The sequence below is a fragment of the Mycobacterium sp. genome (assembly GCF_046091765.1).
In the GTDB taxonomy this organism is placed as follows: domain Bacteria; phylum Actinomycetota; class Actinomycetes; order Mycobacteriales; family Mycobacteriaceae; genus Mycobacterium.
This window is the reverse complement of the sequence record NZ_JBJTCF010000059.1, coordinates 1-16,143: the sequence shown is the minus strand read 5'-3', so window position 1 is coordinate 16,143 and position 16,143 is coordinate 1. Positions and strand designations below refer to the sequence as shown.

Sequence of the window (16,143 nt, the reverse complement as noted above, 5' to 3'; positions counted from 1 at the left end):
GTGCCGGGGCAGCAGGCGACACGTTTGCTGCGCACCCAGGGTGTCACCGCGCCGGCCGGATTCCGCGCGGCCGGGATCGCCGCCGGCATCAAATCCTCCGGCGCGCCCGATCTGGCACTGGTCTTCAACGAGGGACCGGACTACAGCGCGGCCGGGGTGTTCACCCGCAATCAGGTCCAGGCCGCGCCGGTCCTGTGGACCCGCCAGGTGTTGACCACCGGACGGTTGCGCACCGTGCTGCTGAATTCCGGTGGCGCGAACGCCTGCACCGGTCCGCAGGGTTTCGCCGACACCCACGCCACTGCCGAGGCGGTGGCCGCCGCCCTGTCCAACTGGGGAACCGAGACCGGTCCGATCGAGGTGGGGGTCTGCTCCACCGGACTCATCGGTGACCGGCTGCCGATGGATCGGGTGCTGGCCGGGGTGACCGAGATCGTGCACGAGCTTGCCGGCGGACTCACCGGCGGGGAGGACGCGGCCCGGGCCATCATGACCACCGACACGATCCCCAAACAGGTTGCGCTGCACCATTCCCCGGGATCAAAAGAGAACTGGACGGTGGGCGGCATGGCCAAGGGTGCCGGGATGCTGGCGCCGTCACTGGCGACGATGCTGTGCGTGCTGACCACCGACGCGGTCGCCGACGCCGCGACACTCGACGCGGTGCTGCGCCGAGCGACGGCGCTGACCTTCGACCGGCTCGACGTCGACGGCTGCTGCTCGACCAACGACACCGTACTGCTGCTGGCCTCGGGCGCCAGTGAGGTCAGGCCCTCCCGGGAGCATCTCGAGGACGCGGTGCTGCGGGTCTGCGACGACCTCTGCGCACAGCTGCAGGCCGACGCCGAGGGCGTCACCAAGCGGGTGACGATCACCGTCACCGGTGCCACCTGCGAGCAGGACGCCGTCACCGCCGCCCGGCTGGTGGCCCGCGACAGTCTGGTCAAGACCGCACTGTTCGGGTCGGACCCGAACTGGGGCCGGGTGCTGGCCGCGGTGGGCATGGCGCCGTTCCCCGTCGATCCGGCGCGGATCATGGTCGCGTTCAACGATTTTCCGGTGTGTGTGGACGGAGTCGGGACCCCGGCGGCCCGCGACGTGGATCTCTCCGGAGCGGATATCCACGTGCGGATCGACCTCGGACTGGGCGGGGCCGCCGCAACGGTGCGCACCACCGATCTGTCCCATGCCTACGTCGAAGAGAACTCGGCCTACAGCTCATGACGGCTCCGGCGCTCGAGGCCCTGCGCGACAAGGTTGTCGTGGTCAAGTACGGCGGCAACGCGATGACCGACGAGTCGCTCAAGACCGCATTCGCCGCCGACATGGTGTCGCTGCGCGACGCCGGCGTGCTTCCGGTGGTCGTTCACGGCGGCGGCCCGCAGATCAGCGCCATGCTCACCCGCCTGGGAATCAGCGGGGAGTTCCGGGGCGGCTTCCGGGTCACCACGCCCGAGGTGCTCGACGTCGTCCGCATGGTCCTGTTCGGCCAGGTCGGCCGGGAACTGGTCGGTTTGATCAACGCGCACGGCCCCTACGCGGTGGGACTGACCGGCGAGGACGCCCGGACGCTGACCGCGGTGCGCCGCAGCGTGCGGGTCGACGGTGTCGACACCGACATCGGCCTGGTCGGCGACGTCGAGCACGTCGACACCGGGTTGCTGCGCGACCTGCTCGCCGCCGGACGCATCCCGGTGATCTCGACGATCGCCCCGGATGCCGCCGGCGTGGTGCACAACATCAACGCCGACACCGCCGCGGCCGCGGTCGCCGAGGCACTCGGCGCGCAGACCCTGCTGATGCTCACCGACGTCGAGGGTCTCTACACCCGCTGGCCGGACCGCGATTCGCTGGTCCACGAGATCGACGCGGCGACGCTGCGCGCCCTGCTGCCCGTTCTGGAGGAGGGCATGGTGCCCAAGATCGAAGCCTGCCTGCGTGCCGTCGCCGCCGGGGTTCCCAGTGCGCACGTGGTCGACGGCCGGGTCGCGCACTGCGTGCTGAGGGAACTCTCGGCCGCCGAAGGAACGGGCACCACGATCGTCGCGGCGGTGCGGACATGACGGCGGGTCTGCACGACCGCTGGCGCGCGGTGATGATGGACAACTACGGCACACCGCCGCTGACCCTGGTCAGCGGACAGGGCGCGGTGGTGACCGACGCCGCCGGCAAGACCTACCTGGACCTGTTGGCCGGCATCGCGGTCAACGTCGTCGGCCACCGCCACCCGGCGATCATCGACGCGGTCAGCGCCCAGCTGAACACCCTCGGCCACGTGTCCAACCTCTACGCCACCGAACCGGGTATCGCGCTGGCCGAGGAGCTGATCGCCCACCTCGGTGCTGCGGGCCGGGTGCTGTTCTGCAATTCCGGGGCCGAGGCCAACGAGGTGGCCTTCAAGATCTCCCGGCTGACCGGCCGCACGAAGCTGGTCGCCGCGAAGGGTTCCTTCCACGGCCGCACCATGGGTGCGCTCGCGCTGACCGGTCAGCCCGCCAAGCAACAGCCCTTCGCGCCGCTGCCCGGAGACGTCCGGCATGTGGCCTACGGCGATGCCGATGCGCTCGCGGCCGCCGTGGACGACGACACCGCCGCGGTGTTCCTGGAGCCGATCATGGGCGAGGGCGGGGTCGTGGTCCCGCCGGCCGGCTATCTGCGTGCCGCCCGCGAGATCACCGATCGCCACGGCGCGCTGCTGGTGGTCGACGAGGTGCAGACCGGGGTGGGCCGCACCGGCGCCTTCTACGCCCACCAGCACGAGGGCATCACCCCCGATGTGGTCACCCTCGCCAAGGGTCTCGGCGGCGGCCTGCCGATCGGAGCCTGCCTGGCGGTCGGCCCGGCGGCCGAACTGATGACCCCGGGCCTGCACGGCAGCACCTTCGGCGGCAACCCGGTGTGCGCCGCGGCCGGGTTGGCCGTGCTGCGGGTGCTGCGCGAGGACACCCTGATCGAGCGGGCCGGGGTGCTCGGCGCACGCCTGGCCAACGGCATCGAGGCGCTCGGGCACCCCCTGGTCGATTATGTCCGCGGCCGCGGACTGCTGCGCGGGGTGGTGCTGACCGCTCCGCACGCGAAGGCGGTGGAGGCGGCCGCCCGCGACGCCGGGTTCCTGGTCAACGCCGTGGCACCCGAGGTGATCCGGCTGGCCCCGCCGCTGATCATCACCGGCGCCCAGGTGGAGAGCTTCCTGGCGGCGCTGCCGGCAATCCTGGACACCGCGGCAGAGGCGGGGGAGTCATGAGCGGACCCCGGCACTTCCTGCGCGACGACGACCTCACCCCGGCCGAGCAGGCCGAGGTGCTGACGCTGGCCGCCGAGCTGAAGGCGGCGCCGCTGAGCCGCCGGCCGCTGGAGGGACCGCTGGGTGTGGCGGTGATCTTCGACAAGAACTCCACCCGCACCCGGTTCTCCTTCGAGGTCGGCATCGCCCAGCTGGGCGGGCACGCCGTCGTGGTCGACGGCCGCTCCACCCAGCTCGGCCGCGACGAGACCCTCGCCGACACCGGGAGGGTGCTGTCGCGCTACGTCGAGGCGATCGTGTGGCGCACGTTCGGTCAGGACCGGCTGACGGCGATGGCCTCGGCATCGACGGTGCCGGTGGTCAACGCGCTCAGCGACGACTTCCACCCCTGCCAGGTGCTGGCGGATCTGCAGACCCTCGCCGAGCGCCGGGGGAGTCTGCCCGGGTTGCGGCTGGCCTATCTCGGCGACGGGTCCAACAACATGGCGCACTCGCTGATGCTCGGCGGCGTCACCGCCGGGCTGCATGTCACCGTCGCCGCGCCAGCGGGTTTCGGCCCGGCGCCCGAGGTGGTCGCGGCCGCGCGTGCGCGGGCCGCCGACACCGGCGCCACGGTCACGGTGGCGACCGACCCGCACGCGGCCGCCGACGGCGCCGACGTCCTGGTGACCGACACCTGGACCTCGATGGGTCAGGAGGGCGACCAGCGCGACCGGGTCGCTCCGTTCGAGCCCTTCCAGCTCAACGCGGCCCTGCTGGGCCGGGCCGCACCGGACGTCATCGTGCTGCACTGCCTGCCGGCGCACCGCGGTGAGGAGATCACCGACGAGGTGATCGACGGGCCGCACAGCGCGGTGTGGGACGAGGCGGAGAACCGGCTGCACGCCCAGAAGGCGCTGCTGGTCTGGCTGCTGGAGCGGTCATGACACGGTCTTCGGACGTCACCCGGGCCGGACGGCAGGCCCGCATCGTCGCCGTGCTGTCGGCGCGCGAGGTACACAGCCAGGGCGAGCTGGCCGCGCTGCTCGCCGAGGAGGGCATCGACGTCACCCAGGCCACGCTGTCGCGTGACCTCGAAGAGCTCGGCGCGGTCAAGCTGCGCGGCGCCGACGGGGGTGGCGGGGTGTACGTGGTGCCCGAGGACGGCAGCCCGGTCCGGGGCGTGTGCGGCGGCACCGAACGGCTGTCGCGACTGCTCGGCGACCTGTTAGTGTCCACCGACGCCAGCGCCAACCTGGCCGTCCTGCGCACCCCGCCCGGCGCAGCCCACTACCTGGCCAGTGCCATCGACCGCGCCGCGCTTCCCGAGGTGGTCGGCACCATCGCCGGTGACGACACGATCTTTGTGGTCGCGCGCGAACCGGTCAGCGGTGCGCAACTGGCCGCGCTGTTCGAGACCATTCGCTGAGAGGAGAACCCGCATGCCCGGCTCGTCCGAGCGCGTCATCCTGGCCTATTCCGGTGGGCTGGACACATCCGTGGCGATCAGTTGGATCGGCCGGGAGACCGGCCGCGAGGTGGTTGCGGTGGCCATCGACCTGGGTCAGGGCGAGGACATGGACGTCGTGCGCCAGCGGGCGCTGGACTGCGGGGCGGTCGAGGCGGTGGTGGTCGACGCCCGCGACGAGTTCGCCGAGCAGTACTGCCTGCCGGCGATCTTCTCCAACGCGCTCTACATGGACCGCTACCCGCTGGTGTCGGCGCTGAGCCGGCCGCTGATCGCCAAACACCTGGTCGCGGCCGCGCGCGAGTACGGCGGCGGCATCGTCGCGCACGGCTGCACCGGCAAGGGCAACGACCAGGTCCGCTTCGAGGTCGGGTTCGCCTCCCTCGCACCGGATCTGCAGGTGCTCGCGCCGGTCCGCGACTACGCCTGGACCCGGGAGAAGGCCATCGCCTTCGCCGAGGAGAACGCGATCCCCATCAATGTCAGCAAGCGCTCCCCGTTCTCGGTCGACCAGAACGTGTGGGGCCGGGCGGTGGAGACCGGGTTCCTCGAGCACCTGTGGAACGCGCCGACCAAGGACGTCTACGCCTACACCGAGGACCCGACGCTGAACTGGAACACCCCCGACGAGGTGATCGTCGGATTCGACAGCGGGGTGCCGGTGTCGATCGACGGCAACCCGGTGTCGGTGCTGGAAGCCATCGTCGAGCTGAACCGCCGCGCGGGCGCGCAGGGCGTGGGCCGCCTCGACGTCGTCGAGGACCGGCTGGTCGGTATCAAGAGCCGGGAGATCTACGAGGCGCCGGGTGCGATGGTGCTGATCACCGCGCACACCGAGCTCGAGCACGTCACCCTGGAGCGCGAGGTGGGCCGGTTCAAGCGGCTCACCGACCAGCGCTGGGGCGAGCTGGTCTACGACGGACTGTGGTTCTCGCCGCTGAAGTCCGCGCTGGAGTCCTTCGTCGCCACCACCCAGCAGCGGGTGACCGGGGAGATCCGGATGGTGCTGCACGGCGGGCACATCGCGGTCAACGGCCGGCGCAGCCCGGAGTCGCTCTACGACTTCAACCTGGCCACCTACGACGAGGGCGACACCTACGACCAGTCCGCGGCCAAGGGCTTCGTGCACGTGCACGGTCTGTCGTCGAAGATCGCCGCCCGCCGGGATCAGCGGACATGAGCACCAACGAGGGCGCGCTGTGGGGTGGCCGGTTCGCCGGCGGCCCGGCGCCCGAACTGGCAGCCCTGAGCCGCTCGACGCACTTCGACTGGGTGCTGGCCCCCTACGACATCACCGCGTCGCGGGCGCACGCCGCGGTGCTGCATCGGGCGGGACTGCTCACCGACGAGCAGCGCGACGGACTGCTGGCCGGGCTGGACGGCCTCGCCCGGGACGTCGCCGACGGCAGCTTCGCGCCGGTCGTCACCGACGAGGACGTGCACGGCGCACTGGAGCGGGGTCTGATCGACCGGGTGGGAGTTGATCTCGGCGGCCGGCTGCGCGCGGGGCGATCGCGCAACGACCAGGTGTCCGCGCTGTTTCGGATGTGGCTGCGCGACGCCATGCGGCGGATCGCCGATGGTGTGCTCGACGTGGTCACCGCGCTGACCGATCAGGCCGCGGCGCATCCGGCCGCGGTGATGCCCGGTAAGACTCACCTGCAGGCCGCGCAGCCGGTGCTGCTGGCTCATCATCTGCTCGCATACACCCACCCGCTGCTGCGCGACGTCGACCGGATCGCCGACTTCGACGACCGTGCCGCGGTGTCGCCGTACGGGTCCGGTGCGCTGGCTGGGTCCTCGCTGGGACTGGACCCGGATGCGGTCGCCGCCGAACTGGGATTCGCCGCGGCGGCGGAGAACTCGATGGACGCGACCGCCGCGCGGGACTTCGCCGCCGAGGCAGCCTTCGTGCTGGCGATGATCGGCATCGACCTGTCCCGGCTCGCTGAGGACATTATTCTTTGGAGCACAACGGAATTCGGGTACGTGGCACTCGACGACGCCTGGTCCACCGGAAGTTCGATCATGCCGCAGAAGAAGAACCCCGACATCGCCGAGCTTGCCCGGGGAAAGGCCGGCCGGCTGATCGGAAACCTCGCCGGCCTGCTGGCCACCCTCAAAGCCCAGCCGCTGGCGTACAACCGCGACCTGCAGGAGGACAAGGAACCGCTGTTCGACTCGGTCGCCCAGCTCGAACTCGTGTTGCCGGCGATGGCGGGTCTGGTCGCCACCCTGCGTTTCGACACCGAACGGATGGCGGCATTGGCCCCGGCGGGCTACACCCTGGCCACCGACGTCGCCGAGTGGCTGGTGCGCGCCGGCGTGCCGTTCCGGGTGGCCCATGAGGCGGCCGGCGCGGCGGTCCGCGTCGCCGAGAGTCGTGGTGTCGGACTGGCGGAACTCACCGACGCCGAACTGGCCGGGATCAGCCCGCAGTTGACCCCGCAGGTGCGCGAGGTGCTCAGCGTCCACGGATCGGTCGCCTCCCGCGACGCCCGCGGCGGAACCTCGCCCCGACAGGTCGCTGCTCAACTCGCGACGGTCCGCCGTCGGATCGAAGGAATGCGAGCGGACGTGCGGCGGTGACGACGGAGGGTTCCGGCTACGATCTGCTCGGCGAGAGCAGATTCCGCAACGCCTGGTCGGCCAACCTGGTGTTCATCCTCGGTCTTGAGATGCTCACGCTCGGCATCTCCTGGACCATGACCTCACTGACCACCAGTACGGTGCTGGTGAGCATGGTGCAGACCGCGTCGAGTCTGCCGTTCGTCCTTTTCGCGATCCCGTTCGGGTTGGCGTCCGATTCGCTGGGCCACCGCCGGATGATGCTCGCATCGCAGGCCTGGATGCTCGCCGTGACGGCGTTTCTCGCGGTGGTCGCGCTGTCCGGTGGCTGGAACCTCACTCCGAAGTTACTCCTGTTCTCGACGTTCCTCATCGGGGTGGGCGTCGTTGTGCAGAAGTCGTCGTGGAAGCCGTTGATCTGCGAACTCGTGCCGAAAGACCGCGTGCTGGCGGCGCTGTCGTTCAACTCGCTGAGCAGCGACATCGGCCGGGCCGTCGGTCCGGTGCTGGGTGGCTACCTGATGGGCTTCTTCGGCACCGCGGTCGTGCTCTTCACCAGCACCGTGTCGCACTTCTACCTGATCGCCGTCCTGTGGATGACGCCGAAGGACCGGACCGCCGAGTCCGGCGACGCCGGGGAGTCCCGGTCGCTGCGCCAGGTACTGGGCATCATCGGTCGATCGCCGAAGTTGTACGGGCCGATCGCGCGCATCGCGATGTTGATGATCACCAGTGGGGCCCTGCTAGGGCTGCTGCCACTGGAGGCGAAGGAGAACGTTCAGACAGGGCCGATCGGCTACGGGCACCTGCTCGCCGCACTGAGCGTCGGTTCCGCGATCGGCGCGGTGCTGGTTCCGGCGCTGCGCCGCCGCATCCCGATGCCCGTCTTGTCGGCCGGCGCGGTCATTGTGTTCGGGCTGTCGGTGATCGGCGTCAGCCAGTGGAACTCGATGGCACTCGACGCCATGTTCCTGTTCTTCTACGGCTGCGCGTGGAGCATCGTGACCATCACCCATCTGTCGTCGGTACAGATCGCCTCGCCGGAGAATGCCCGCGGACTGATGAATGCGGTGTTCGCACTCGCGGTTCAGGGAGGCATGGCGGCGGGCAGTTTCGGGTTCGGGTTGGCCGCGCAGCAGATCGGCGTCAGTCGCAGCATCCTGATCGCCGGTGTGACCGCGCTGGGGAGCCTGCTGTTCGTCCGGCTCCTTCCGGTTGCCGACGACTGATCAACCGGCTGATTCCACCGACTCGGAGAGTTCCAGCCACCGGCTTTCCCTCTCGGCCATGTCGGACTCCAGGTCACGTAATTGCGCTGTGAGGCTGCCGATCCCGACGTGATCGGACTGATCGTGCTCGGCCAGTTCGACGTGTTTGGCATGGATCCGTTCGGTGAGCTTGGTGATGGCCCGGTCGAGCGCTGCGATCTCCTTCTGCGCCTCGCGCAACGCCGCCCCGGAGAGGCGCGCGGACCCGGTAGTCGCCGACGCTCGTGCCTGGCCGGGCTCGGTGAGCGGCCGGTGCGCCGCGATCCGCAGGTACTCGTCGACCCCGGCGGGCAGGTGACGCAGCCGCCCCTCGATGATCGCGTACTGCTGGTCGGTGACCCGCTCGAGCAGATACCGGTCGTGCGACACCACGATCACGGTGCCCGGCCACGAGTCCAGCAGGTCCTCGGTGGCCGCCAGCATGTCGATGTCCACGTCGTTGGTCGGCTCGTCGAGCACCAGGACGTTGGGTTCGGCCAGCAGGGTCAGCATCAGCTGCAGCCGCCGGCGCTGGCCGCCGGAGAGGTCGCCGACTCGTGCGGAGAGTTCCTCGCGGCGGAAACCGAGCCGTTCCAGCAGCTGTGCGGCGCTCAGTTCCCGGCCGTCGACCAGGTAGTAGGCCGGCTGCCCGCCGATCACCTCGCGGACCGTCTCCTCGCCGCGATCGGCCAGCGGGCCGGGCTGCTGATCGAGCATGGCCAGCCGGACGGTCTTGCCCCGTTTCACCCGTCCGCTGTCGGGGGTGATAGTCCCGGCGATCAGACCCAGCAGGGTGGACTTACCCGCGCCGTTGGCGCCGAGGATGCCGACACGCTCACCGGGACCGATCTGCCAGTCCACCGCGCGCAGCACCGGTTCGCCCTCGTAGCCGACCGACACGTCGAGCAGGTCGATGACGTTCTTGCCCAGCCGGGCGGTCGCCAGCTTGGCCAGTTCGACGGTGTCGCGCAGCGGGGGGACGTCGGCGATCAGCTGATTGGCCGCGTCGATACGGAACTTCGGTTTGGACGTTCTCGCCGGCGCTCCCCGCCGCAGCCAGGCGAGCTCCTTGCGCAGCAGGTTCTGCCGTCTGGCCTCGGCGGCGGCCGCCTGCCGATCACGTTCGACCCGCGCCAGGACGTAGGCCGCGTAGCCGCCCTCGAACGGCTCGACGTGAGCGCCGTGAGCGCCGTGCGCGCCGTGACCGTCGGCGTGCACCTCCCAGGTGGTCGTGGCGACCTCATCGAGGAACCAGCGGTCGTGGGTGACCACCAGCAAGCCGCCGGTGTTGTGCGGCCAGCGCTGGCGCAGATGGCCGGCCAGCCAGGTGATGCCCTCGATGTCGAGGTGGTTGGTCGGCTCGTCGAGACCGATGACGTCCCACTCGCCGATGAGAAGCGCGGCCAGTTGCACCCGGCGCCGCTGCCCGCCGGAGAGCGCCGCGACCCTGGCCTGCCAGTCGATGTCGGACACCAGTCCGGAGACGACGTCCCTGATCTTCGGGTTGGCCGCCCAGTCGTGCTCGGGCCGCTCGCCGACCAGGGCGGCGCGGACCGTCTGATCCGCCTCGAGGGTGTCGGCCTGCTCCAGCGCACCGACCCGCAGGCCCCGGCGGCGGGTCACCCGGCCCGAGTCCGGGGTGATCCGGCCGGTGAGCAGGCCGAGCAGGCTGGACTTGCCCTCCCCGTTGCGCCCGACGATCCCGATCCGGGCGCCGTCGTTGATGCCCACCGTCACGGACTCGAAAACGGTCCGGGTTGGATACTGGAGGTGCAGGTTCTCCGCACCCAGCAGGTGTGCCATCGGTTCGACCCTAATGGCGGTCGGGGTGCATGCTTGAGGCAGTCGAACAGTCAGACAGGGAGGTAGCCGTGGTTGACCTGGGTCTGTCGGCGATCACCAAGCCCGTCGAGCGCCTGATGGCGACCGCCCAGAACGGCTTGGAGGTGCTGCGCTGGGGCGGGCTGGAAACCGGTGCCGAGCCCTCGCCGTTCCAGATCGTCGAGAGCTCGAACATGTACAAGCTCCGGCGCTACTTCCCGCCGGACAGCCGTCCGGGCCACGCCCCGCCGGGGCCGCCGGTGCTGATGGTCCACCCGATGATGATGTCGGCGAACATGTGGGACGTCACCCGCGAGGAGGGGGCGGTGGGCATCCTGCACGAGGCCGGGATCGATCCCTGGGTGATCGACTTCGGTTCACCCGACGAGGTCGAGGGCGGCATGGAGCGCACCCTCACCGATCACATCGTGGCTCTCAGCGACGCCATCGACACCGTGAAGGACGCCACGGGACAGAGCGTTCACCTGGCCGGTTACTCCCAGGGCGGGATGTTCAGCTACCAGACCGCCGCCTACCGCCAGTCCAAGGACGTGGCCAGCGTCATCGCGTTCGGCTCCCCGGTGGACACCCTGGCCGGACTGCCGATGGGAATGCCTGCCAATGTCGGCGTGGTGGTCGCCGAATTCCTGGCGGACCACGTGTTCAACCGCATCGACGTTCCGGGCTGGTTGGCGCGTACCGGGTTTCAACTGCTCGATCCGCTCAAGACCGCCAAGGCCCGTGTCGACTTCCTCAAGCAGCTGCACAATCGCGAAGCCTTGCTGCCGCGCGAGCCGCAGCGGCGATTCCTCGACAGCGAGGGCTGGATCGCGTGGTCGGGCCCGGCGGTCTCCGAACTGCTCAAGCAGTTCGTCACGCACAACCGGATGATGACCGGGGGCTTCGCGATCAAGGGCCAGCTGGTGACGTTGAGTGACATCACCTGTCCGGTGCTGGCCTTCGTCGGCGAGGTCGACGACATCGGCCAGCCGGTGTCGGTGCGCGCCATCAAGCGGGCGGCACCCAACGCCGACGTCTACGAGGTGATGATCCGGGCCGGGCACTTCGGCCTGGTCGTCGGCTCCAAAGCGGCCAACATCACCTGGCCGACCGTCGCCGACTGGGTGCTGTGGGTGTCGGGCCTGGAGCCCCGCCCGGCCAACGTCGCACTGATGCCCGATCACGTCGCCGACGCCGGCGAGTCCGGGGTGGCGCTGAGTTCGCGGGTCATGCACGGCATCGCCGAGGCATCCGGGCTGGCGCTGTCGGTCGCCCGCGGCGCAGCCGACGCCGTGCTCAGCGCCGAGCGATCGGTGCGCACCCTGGCGGTGGAGACCGCGCGCACCCTGCCCCGGCTGACCCGGCTCGGCCAGATCAACGACCACACCCGCATCTCGCTGGCCCGCATCATCGACGAGCAGGCCCAGGCCAGCCCGGACGGGGAGTTCCTGCTCTTCGACGGCCGGGTGCACACCTACGAGGCAGTCAACCGCCGCATCAACAACGTCGTGCGCGGACTGATCTCCGTCGGGGTGCGTCAGGGCACCCCGGTCGGCGTCCTGATGGACACCCGGCCCAGCGCGATGGTCGCCATCGCCGCTCTGTCCCGGCTGGGCGCCATCGCCGTGCTCATGCCGCCGGATGCCGACCTCAAGAAGGCCGCGCGACTGGGCGGGATCACCGACCTCATCACCGACCCGGCCAACCTGGAGGCGGCCCGCAAGCTACCGGTCGGAGTTCTCGTGCTCGGCGGCGGCGACAACCGCGACCTGAAGCTGCCGGCCGGCAGCGACGTGATCGACATGGAGCAGATCGATCCGGACGCGGTGGACCTGCCCGGCTGGTACCGGCCCAACCCCGGGTACGCCCGCGATCTGGCGTTCGTCGTGTTCAGTGCGATCGGCGGCGGGGAACTGGTGCCCAAGCAGATCACCAACTACCGGTGGTCGCTGTCGGCGTTCGGCACCGCGTCGGCCGCGGCGCTCAACCGCGGCGACACCGTGCTCTGCCTGACGCCCCTGCACCACCAGTCCGGACTGCTCGTCAGCCTCGGCGGCTCGGTGGTGGCCGGCGCCAGGATCGCCCTGTCCCGCGGTCTGTGCGCCGAGCGGTTCGTCTCCGAGATCCGCCAGTACGGCGTCACCGTCGTCACCTACACCTGGTCGATGCTGCGCGAGGTGGTCGACGCCCCCGGGTTCTCGATGGCGGGCAACAACCCGGTCCGGCTGTTCATCGGCTCGGGCATGCCGACGGGGTTGTGGCGGCGCATCCTCGACGTGTTCGCGCCCGCCAAGGTGGTCGAGTTCTTCGCCACCAGCGACGGTCAGGCGGTGCTGGCCAACGTGGCCGGCCAGAAGATCGGTAGCGAGGGCCGTCCGCTGCCCGGCGGCGGTGAAGTGGAGTTGGCCGCCTACGACGCCGACGCCGACCTGATCCTCGAGGACGACCGGGGCTTCGTTTCGGTCGCCGGGCGCGGCGCGGTCGGTGTGCTGCTGGCCCGGCCGTGGGGGCCGTTCGACCCGACCTCGGCGATCAAGCGCGGGGTGTTCGCGCCCGGCGACATCTGGATCTCCACCGAGTACGTGTTCCTGCGGGACGAGGACGGCGACTTCTGGTTGCTCGGCAACCGCTCCGGACTCATTCGCACCGCCCGCGGCGCGGTGTTCCCCTCGCCCATCACCGACGCCGTCGGCGCGATCACCGGAGTCGACCTCGCGGCAACCTACGGTCTGGACACCGAGTCCGGAACGCTGGCGGTCACCGCGGTCACGCTGCGGCCCGGGATGAGCATGACCCTCGCCGACCTCGAGGAGGCGCTGTCCGGGATGCCGGTCGGGCTGCCCCCGGACATCGTGCACGTCGTCGGGGAGATCCCGGTGAGTGCCTCCTACCGGCCGACCGTGTCGGCCCTGCGCGCCGCCGGCGTGCCCAAGCCGGGGCGTAACACCTGGTACCTGGACCCCGATACCGGTAAATACCGCAGACTGACCGCTGCGGTCCGGAATCGGCTGGCCGGAACGACGCCGTGACCCGGACCCGGGCCGCTGTTAGGCTCGGCTCGACTGACCGGAGGGACGCATGGCCAGAGTCACCAGGGGAGCGCGCCGACTGCTGAACGGCGTCGCCGGTGCCGTGCTGGCGACCGGACTCGTGTTCGGGTCGGTTGCCACCGCCCACGCCGACGTCCTCGACGACCTGGCCGATCAGTACGCCGTCGGTTCCGGAGGCGGGCAGTTGTCCAAGCTGCTCAAGGTCAGCCTCAAACTGCGGTCGATGGGCTTCAAGCCGTCCAAGGCCAACTACGACGAGATCACCCAGGCCATGGAATACCGGCCCAACCAGATCCCGCTGGTGCAGGCGCTGCAGGGCACCATCGCCTACCAGCAGAAGATCCGCGCCCAGTCCGAACTGCTGCAGCAGGCCCAGTCCCAGCTCAACGCCAACAGTGCGGTCATGGGCGCCGGTCAGATGCCGGCCGCCAGTAACCCGGCCCAGATCGCGGGCGCCCCGGTTCCCGGCGACGGTGCCGTCAGTCCGGGGGCGGCCGCGCCGATGATGCCCGCGGCGCCCGCCGCGCCTCCCGCGCCCTAAGCCGCAGCTGCCCGGCGCCGTGCTCGACCCGAAGCTCCTCGACATCCTGGTGTGCCCCGCCGACCGGGGTCCGCTGCTGCTGATCGACGCGGATACCCCGGTGCTCTACAACCCGCGACTGCGCAAGGCCTACCGCATCGAGGACGGGATTCCGGTGTTGCTCGTCGACGAGGCCGCCGACGTCAGCCCCGAGCAGCACGAGCGGCTGATGGCGCACGCGCAGCCGCCTGCGTGACCGCCGGGCTGCTGGCCGCCGATCCGGTGACGGCGGCGCGGCTCCTGCTCGGTGCGGTTCTCACCGCCAACGGAGTGCGCGCGCGGATCGTCGAAGTGGAGGCCTACGGCGGTCCCCCCGACGGAGCGTGGCCGGATGAGGCCTCGCACTCCTATCGCGGTCGCAGCGCCCGAAACCTGGTGATGTTCGGACCGCCCGGACGGCTCTACACCTATCGCAGTCACGGCATCCACGTCTGCGCCAACATCTCCTGCGGACCCGAGGAGGCTGCCGCCGCGGTGCTGCTGCGGGCCGCGGTGATCGAACGCGGGACCGGATCCGCCCGCCGGCGGCGCGGTCCCGGCGTCGCCGCACGGGAGTTGGCCCGCGGACCGGGCAACCTGTGTGCGGCGCTCGGGATCACGATGGCCGACAATGGCGCCGACGTGCTCGGCCGGCACAGCCCGGTGACGCTGCACCTGGGCGATCCGGTTGCCGGGATCGCCGGCCCGCGGGTAGGCGTCAGCCGCGCCGCCGACCGGCCCTGGCGGTTCTGGGTACCCGGACACGCGGAGGTCTCGGCATACCGGCGAAGCCCGCGCGCACCGCAGCCGGGCGCGAGCGACTGATCGCGGTGCGGGAAGATCGACCCATGGGCACGACGATCCTCGACGAGTTGGCGTGGCGCGACCTGATCGCGCAGTCCACCGACATCGACGCCCTCGCCGCCCTGGCCGCCGAGCCGCCGATGACCGTCTACGCCGGTTTCGACCCCACCGCGCCCAGCCTGCACGCCGGGAACCTGCTGCCGCTGCTGACCCTGCAGCGTTTCCAGCGCGCCGGTCACCGGCCGATCGTGCTGGCCGGCGGGGCGACCGGACTGATCGGCGACCCGCGCGACGCCGGTGAGCGGACACTCAACGAGTCCGGCACCGTCGCGCAGTGGTCCGAACGCATCAGTGCCCAGCTGCAGCGGTTCGTCGCGTTCGACGACTCGCCGACCGGGGCGATCCTCGCCGACAACCTGACCTGGACCGCCCCGCTGGGGGTGATCGAGTTCCTGCGCGACACCGGCAAGCACTTCTCGGTCAACGTGATGCTCGACCGTGACACCATCCGCCGCCGGCTCGACGGCGAGGGTATCTCCTACACCGAGTTCAGTTACCTGCTGCTGCAGGCCAACGACTACGTCGAACTGCACCAGCGCTACGGCTGCTCGCTGCAGATCGGCGGATCCGACCAGTGGGGCAACATCATCGCCGGGGTGCGGCTGGTGCGCCAGAAACTCGGCGCCGGCGTACACGCGCTGACCGTCCCGCTGGTCACCTCGGCCGACGGGACCAAGTTCGGCAAGTCCACCGGCGGCGGCAGCCTGTGGCTCGATCCCGAACTGACCAGTCCCTACGCCTGGTACCAGTACTTCGTCAACGTCGCGGACGCGGACGTGATCCGGTACCTGCGATGGTTCACCTTCCTGTCCGCCGACGAGATCGCCGAACTCGAGCAGGACACCGCGACCCGAGCGCACGAACGGCAGGCGCAACGCCGGCTGGCCCGGGAACTCACCACGCTGGTGCACGGCGAGGCGGCCACCACCTCGGTCGAGCACGCCTCCGCGGCGCTGTTCGGGCGCGGCGAACTGGCCGGGCTCGACGAGGCGACCCTGACCGCGGCCCTGCGCGAGACGCCGGTGGCCGAACTGACACCCGAAGCCCCCGCCGGGATCGTCGACCTGTTGGTGGCGACCGGTCTGTCGGCCAGCAGGGGTGCGGCCAAACGAACGCTCACCGAGGGTGGTGTGTCGGTCAACAACGTGCGCGTCGACAGCGAGGACTGGGTCGCCGAGCCCGAACATTTCCTGCACGGGCGTTGGCTGGTGCTGCGGCGCGGCAAGCGCAACGTCGCCGGCGTCGAACGCCCGCGCCCCCGGGCCTGACCGCGCCTATCCTGTTAGCCGATGGTCGACGACGCCGCCCCGCCGGGCCCTGCCGGGCACCCCACTATTCCGCCG

The 16,143-nt window shown here is 70.6% G+C and carries 14 protein-coding genes; 13 read left to right on the top strand and 1 reads right to left on the bottom strand.

The window, feature by feature from the left end:
- Genes argJ through ACKOB8_RS06255 form a run of 8 tightly spaced genes read left to right on the top strand, consistent with a single transcriptional unit; the run spans position 1 to position 8,488 of the window.
- Positions 1 to 1,224: a bifunctional glutamate N-acetyltransferase/amino-acid acetyltransferase ArgJ gene (argJ, locus tag ACKOB8_RS06290; RefSeq protein WP_526376381.1), complete on the top strand. Its 1,224-nt coding sequence runs from the start codon at positions 1 to 3 to the stop codon at positions 1,222 to 1,224.
- Entirely contained in the window at positions 1,221 to 2,063 is an 843-nt protein-coding gene (gene argB / locus ACKOB8_RS06285; RefSeq protein WP_526376362.1) for an acetylglutamate kinase, read from the top strand. The genes argJ and argB overlap by 4 nt, the downstream gene beginning before the upstream one ends.
- Entirely contained in the window at positions 2,060 to 3,244 is a 1,185-nt protein-coding gene (locus ACKOB8_RS06280) for an acetylornithine transaminase (RefSeq protein WP_526376361.1), read from the top strand. The genes argB and ACKOB8_RS06280 overlap by 4 nt, the downstream gene beginning before the upstream one ends.
- Positions 3,241 to 4,170 carry an ornithine carbamoyltransferase gene (gene argF / locus ACKOB8_RS06275; protein ID WP_526376360.1) on the top strand — a complete coding sequence of 310 codons (930 nt, stop codon included), beginning with the start codon at positions 3,241 to 3,243 and terminating at the stop codon, positions 4,168 to 4,170. Before ACKOB8_RS06280 ends, argF begins: the two co-directional genes overlap by 4 nt.
- Positions 4,167 to 4,652 carry an arginine repressor gene (locus ACKOB8_RS06270; protein ID WP_526376359.1) on the top strand — a complete coding sequence of 162 codons (486 nt, stop codon included), beginning with the start codon at positions 4,167 to 4,169 and terminating at the stop codon, positions 4,650 to 4,652. Before argF ends, ACKOB8_RS06270 begins: the two co-directional genes overlap by 4 nt.
- 13 nt (positions 4,653 to 4,665) lie before the next feature.
- Positions 4,666 to 5,871, top strand: a complete 1,206-nt coding sequence (locus tag ACKOB8_RS06265; protein WP_526376358.1) for an argininosuccinate synthase — start codon at positions 4,666 to 4,668, stop codon at positions 5,869 to 5,871.
- Positions 5,868 to 7,280 (top strand): argininosuccinate lyase, encoded by a 1,413-nt coding sequence (argH, locus tag ACKOB8_RS06260; protein WP_526376357.1) that lies wholly within the window; start codon positions 5,868 to 5,870, stop codon positions 7,278 to 7,280. Before ACKOB8_RS06265 ends, argH begins: the two co-directional genes overlap by 4 nt.
- Positions 7,277 to 8,488 carry an MFS transporter gene (locus tag ACKOB8_RS06255; protein ID WP_526376356.1) on the top strand — a complete coding sequence of 404 codons (1,212 nt, stop codon included), beginning with the start codon at positions 7,277 to 7,279 and terminating at the stop codon, positions 8,486 to 8,488. Before argH ends, ACKOB8_RS06255 begins: the two co-directional genes overlap by 4 nt.
- Here the strand turns inward: ACKOB8_RS06255 and ACKOB8_RS06250 are convergent, their stop codons facing one another.
- Positions 8,489 to 10,309, bottom strand: a complete 1,821-nt coding sequence (locus ACKOB8_RS06250; RefSeq protein ID WP_526376355.1) for an ABC-F family ATP-binding cassette domain-containing protein — start codon at positions 10,307 to 10,309, stop codon at positions 8,489 to 8,491.
- 68 nt (positions 10,310 to 10,377) lie between these two features.
- On the opposite strand from ACKOB8_RS06250, the gene ACKOB8_RS06245 reads away from it, so the two are divergent.
- The 5 genes from ACKOB8_RS06245 to tyrS are packed head-to-tail and all read left to right on the top strand — an operon-like array spanning position 10,378 to position 16,068.
- Positions 10,378 to 13,356, top strand: a complete 2,979-nt coding sequence (locus ACKOB8_RS06245) for an AMP-binding protein (protein WP_526376354.1) — start codon at positions 10,378 to 10,380, stop codon at positions 13,354 to 13,356.
- A gap of 49 nt (positions 13,357 to 13,405) precedes the next feature.
- Positions 13,406 to 13,918: a hypothetical protein gene (locus ACKOB8_RS06240; RefSeq protein ID WP_526376353.1), complete on the top strand. Its 513-nt coding sequence runs from the start codon at positions 13,406 to 13,408 to the stop codon at positions 13,916 to 13,918.
- Positions 13,919 to 13,937: 19 nt separating this feature from the next.
- Positions 13,938 to 14,153, top strand: a complete 216-nt coding sequence (locus ACKOB8_RS06235) for a Trm112 family protein (RefSeq protein ID WP_526376352.1) — start codon at positions 13,938 to 13,940, stop codon at positions 14,151 to 14,153.
- Positions 14,150 to 14,761: a DNA-3-methyladenine glycosylase gene (locus ACKOB8_RS06230; RefSeq protein WP_526376351.1), complete on the top strand. Its 612-nt coding sequence runs from the start codon at positions 14,150 to 14,152 to the stop codon at positions 14,759 to 14,761. Before ACKOB8_RS06235 ends, ACKOB8_RS06230 begins: the two co-directional genes overlap by 4 nt.
- Before the next feature lie 23 nt (positions 14,762 to 14,784).
- The gene (gene tyrS / locus ACKOB8_RS06225; protein ID WP_526376350.1) at positions 14,785 to 16,068 is read left to right on the top strand and encodes a tyrosine--tRNA ligase; all 1,284 of its coding nucleotides are present in this window, start codon (positions 14,785 to 14,787) and stop codon (positions 16,066 to 16,068) included.
- Positions 16,069 to 16,143 lie beyond the last annotated feature (75 nt).

Bases quoted from the DNA above. Each gene is read 5' to 3' on its own strand.
- argB (WP_526376362.1), top strand. From the start codon at position 1,221: ATGACGGCTCCGGCGCTCGAGGCCCTGCGCGACAAGGTTGTCGTGGTC.
- ACKOB8_RS06280 (WP_526376361.1), top strand. From the start codon at position 2,060: ATGACGGCGGGTCTGCACGACCGCTGGCGCGCGGTGATGATGGACAAC.
- argF (WP_526376360.1), top strand. From the start codon at position 3,241: ATGAGCGGACCCCGGCACTTCCTGCGCGACGACGACCTCACCCCGGCC.
- ACKOB8_RS06270 (WP_526376359.1), top strand. From the start codon at position 4,167: ATGACACGGTCTTCGGACGTCACCCGGGCCGGACGGCAGGCCCGCATC.
- ACKOB8_RS06265 (WP_526376358.1), top strand. From the start codon at position 4,666: ATGCCCGGCTCGTCCGAGCGCGTCATCCTGGCCTATTCCGGTGGGCTG.
- argH (WP_526376357.1), top strand. From the start codon at position 5,868: ATGAGCACCAACGAGGGCGCGCTGTGGGGTGGCCGGTTCGCCGGCGGC.
- ACKOB8_RS06250 (WP_526376355.1), bottom strand. From the start codon at position 10,309: ATGGCACACCTGCTGGGTGCGGAGAACCTGCACCTCCAGTATCCAACC.
- ACKOB8_RS06240 (WP_526376353.1), top strand. From the start codon at position 13,406: ATGGCCAGAGTCACCAGGGGAGCGCGCCGACTGCTGAACGGCGTCGCC.
- tyrS (WP_526376350.1), top strand. From the start codon at position 14,785: ATGGGCACGACGATCCTCGACGAGTTGGCGTGGCGCGACCTGATCGCG.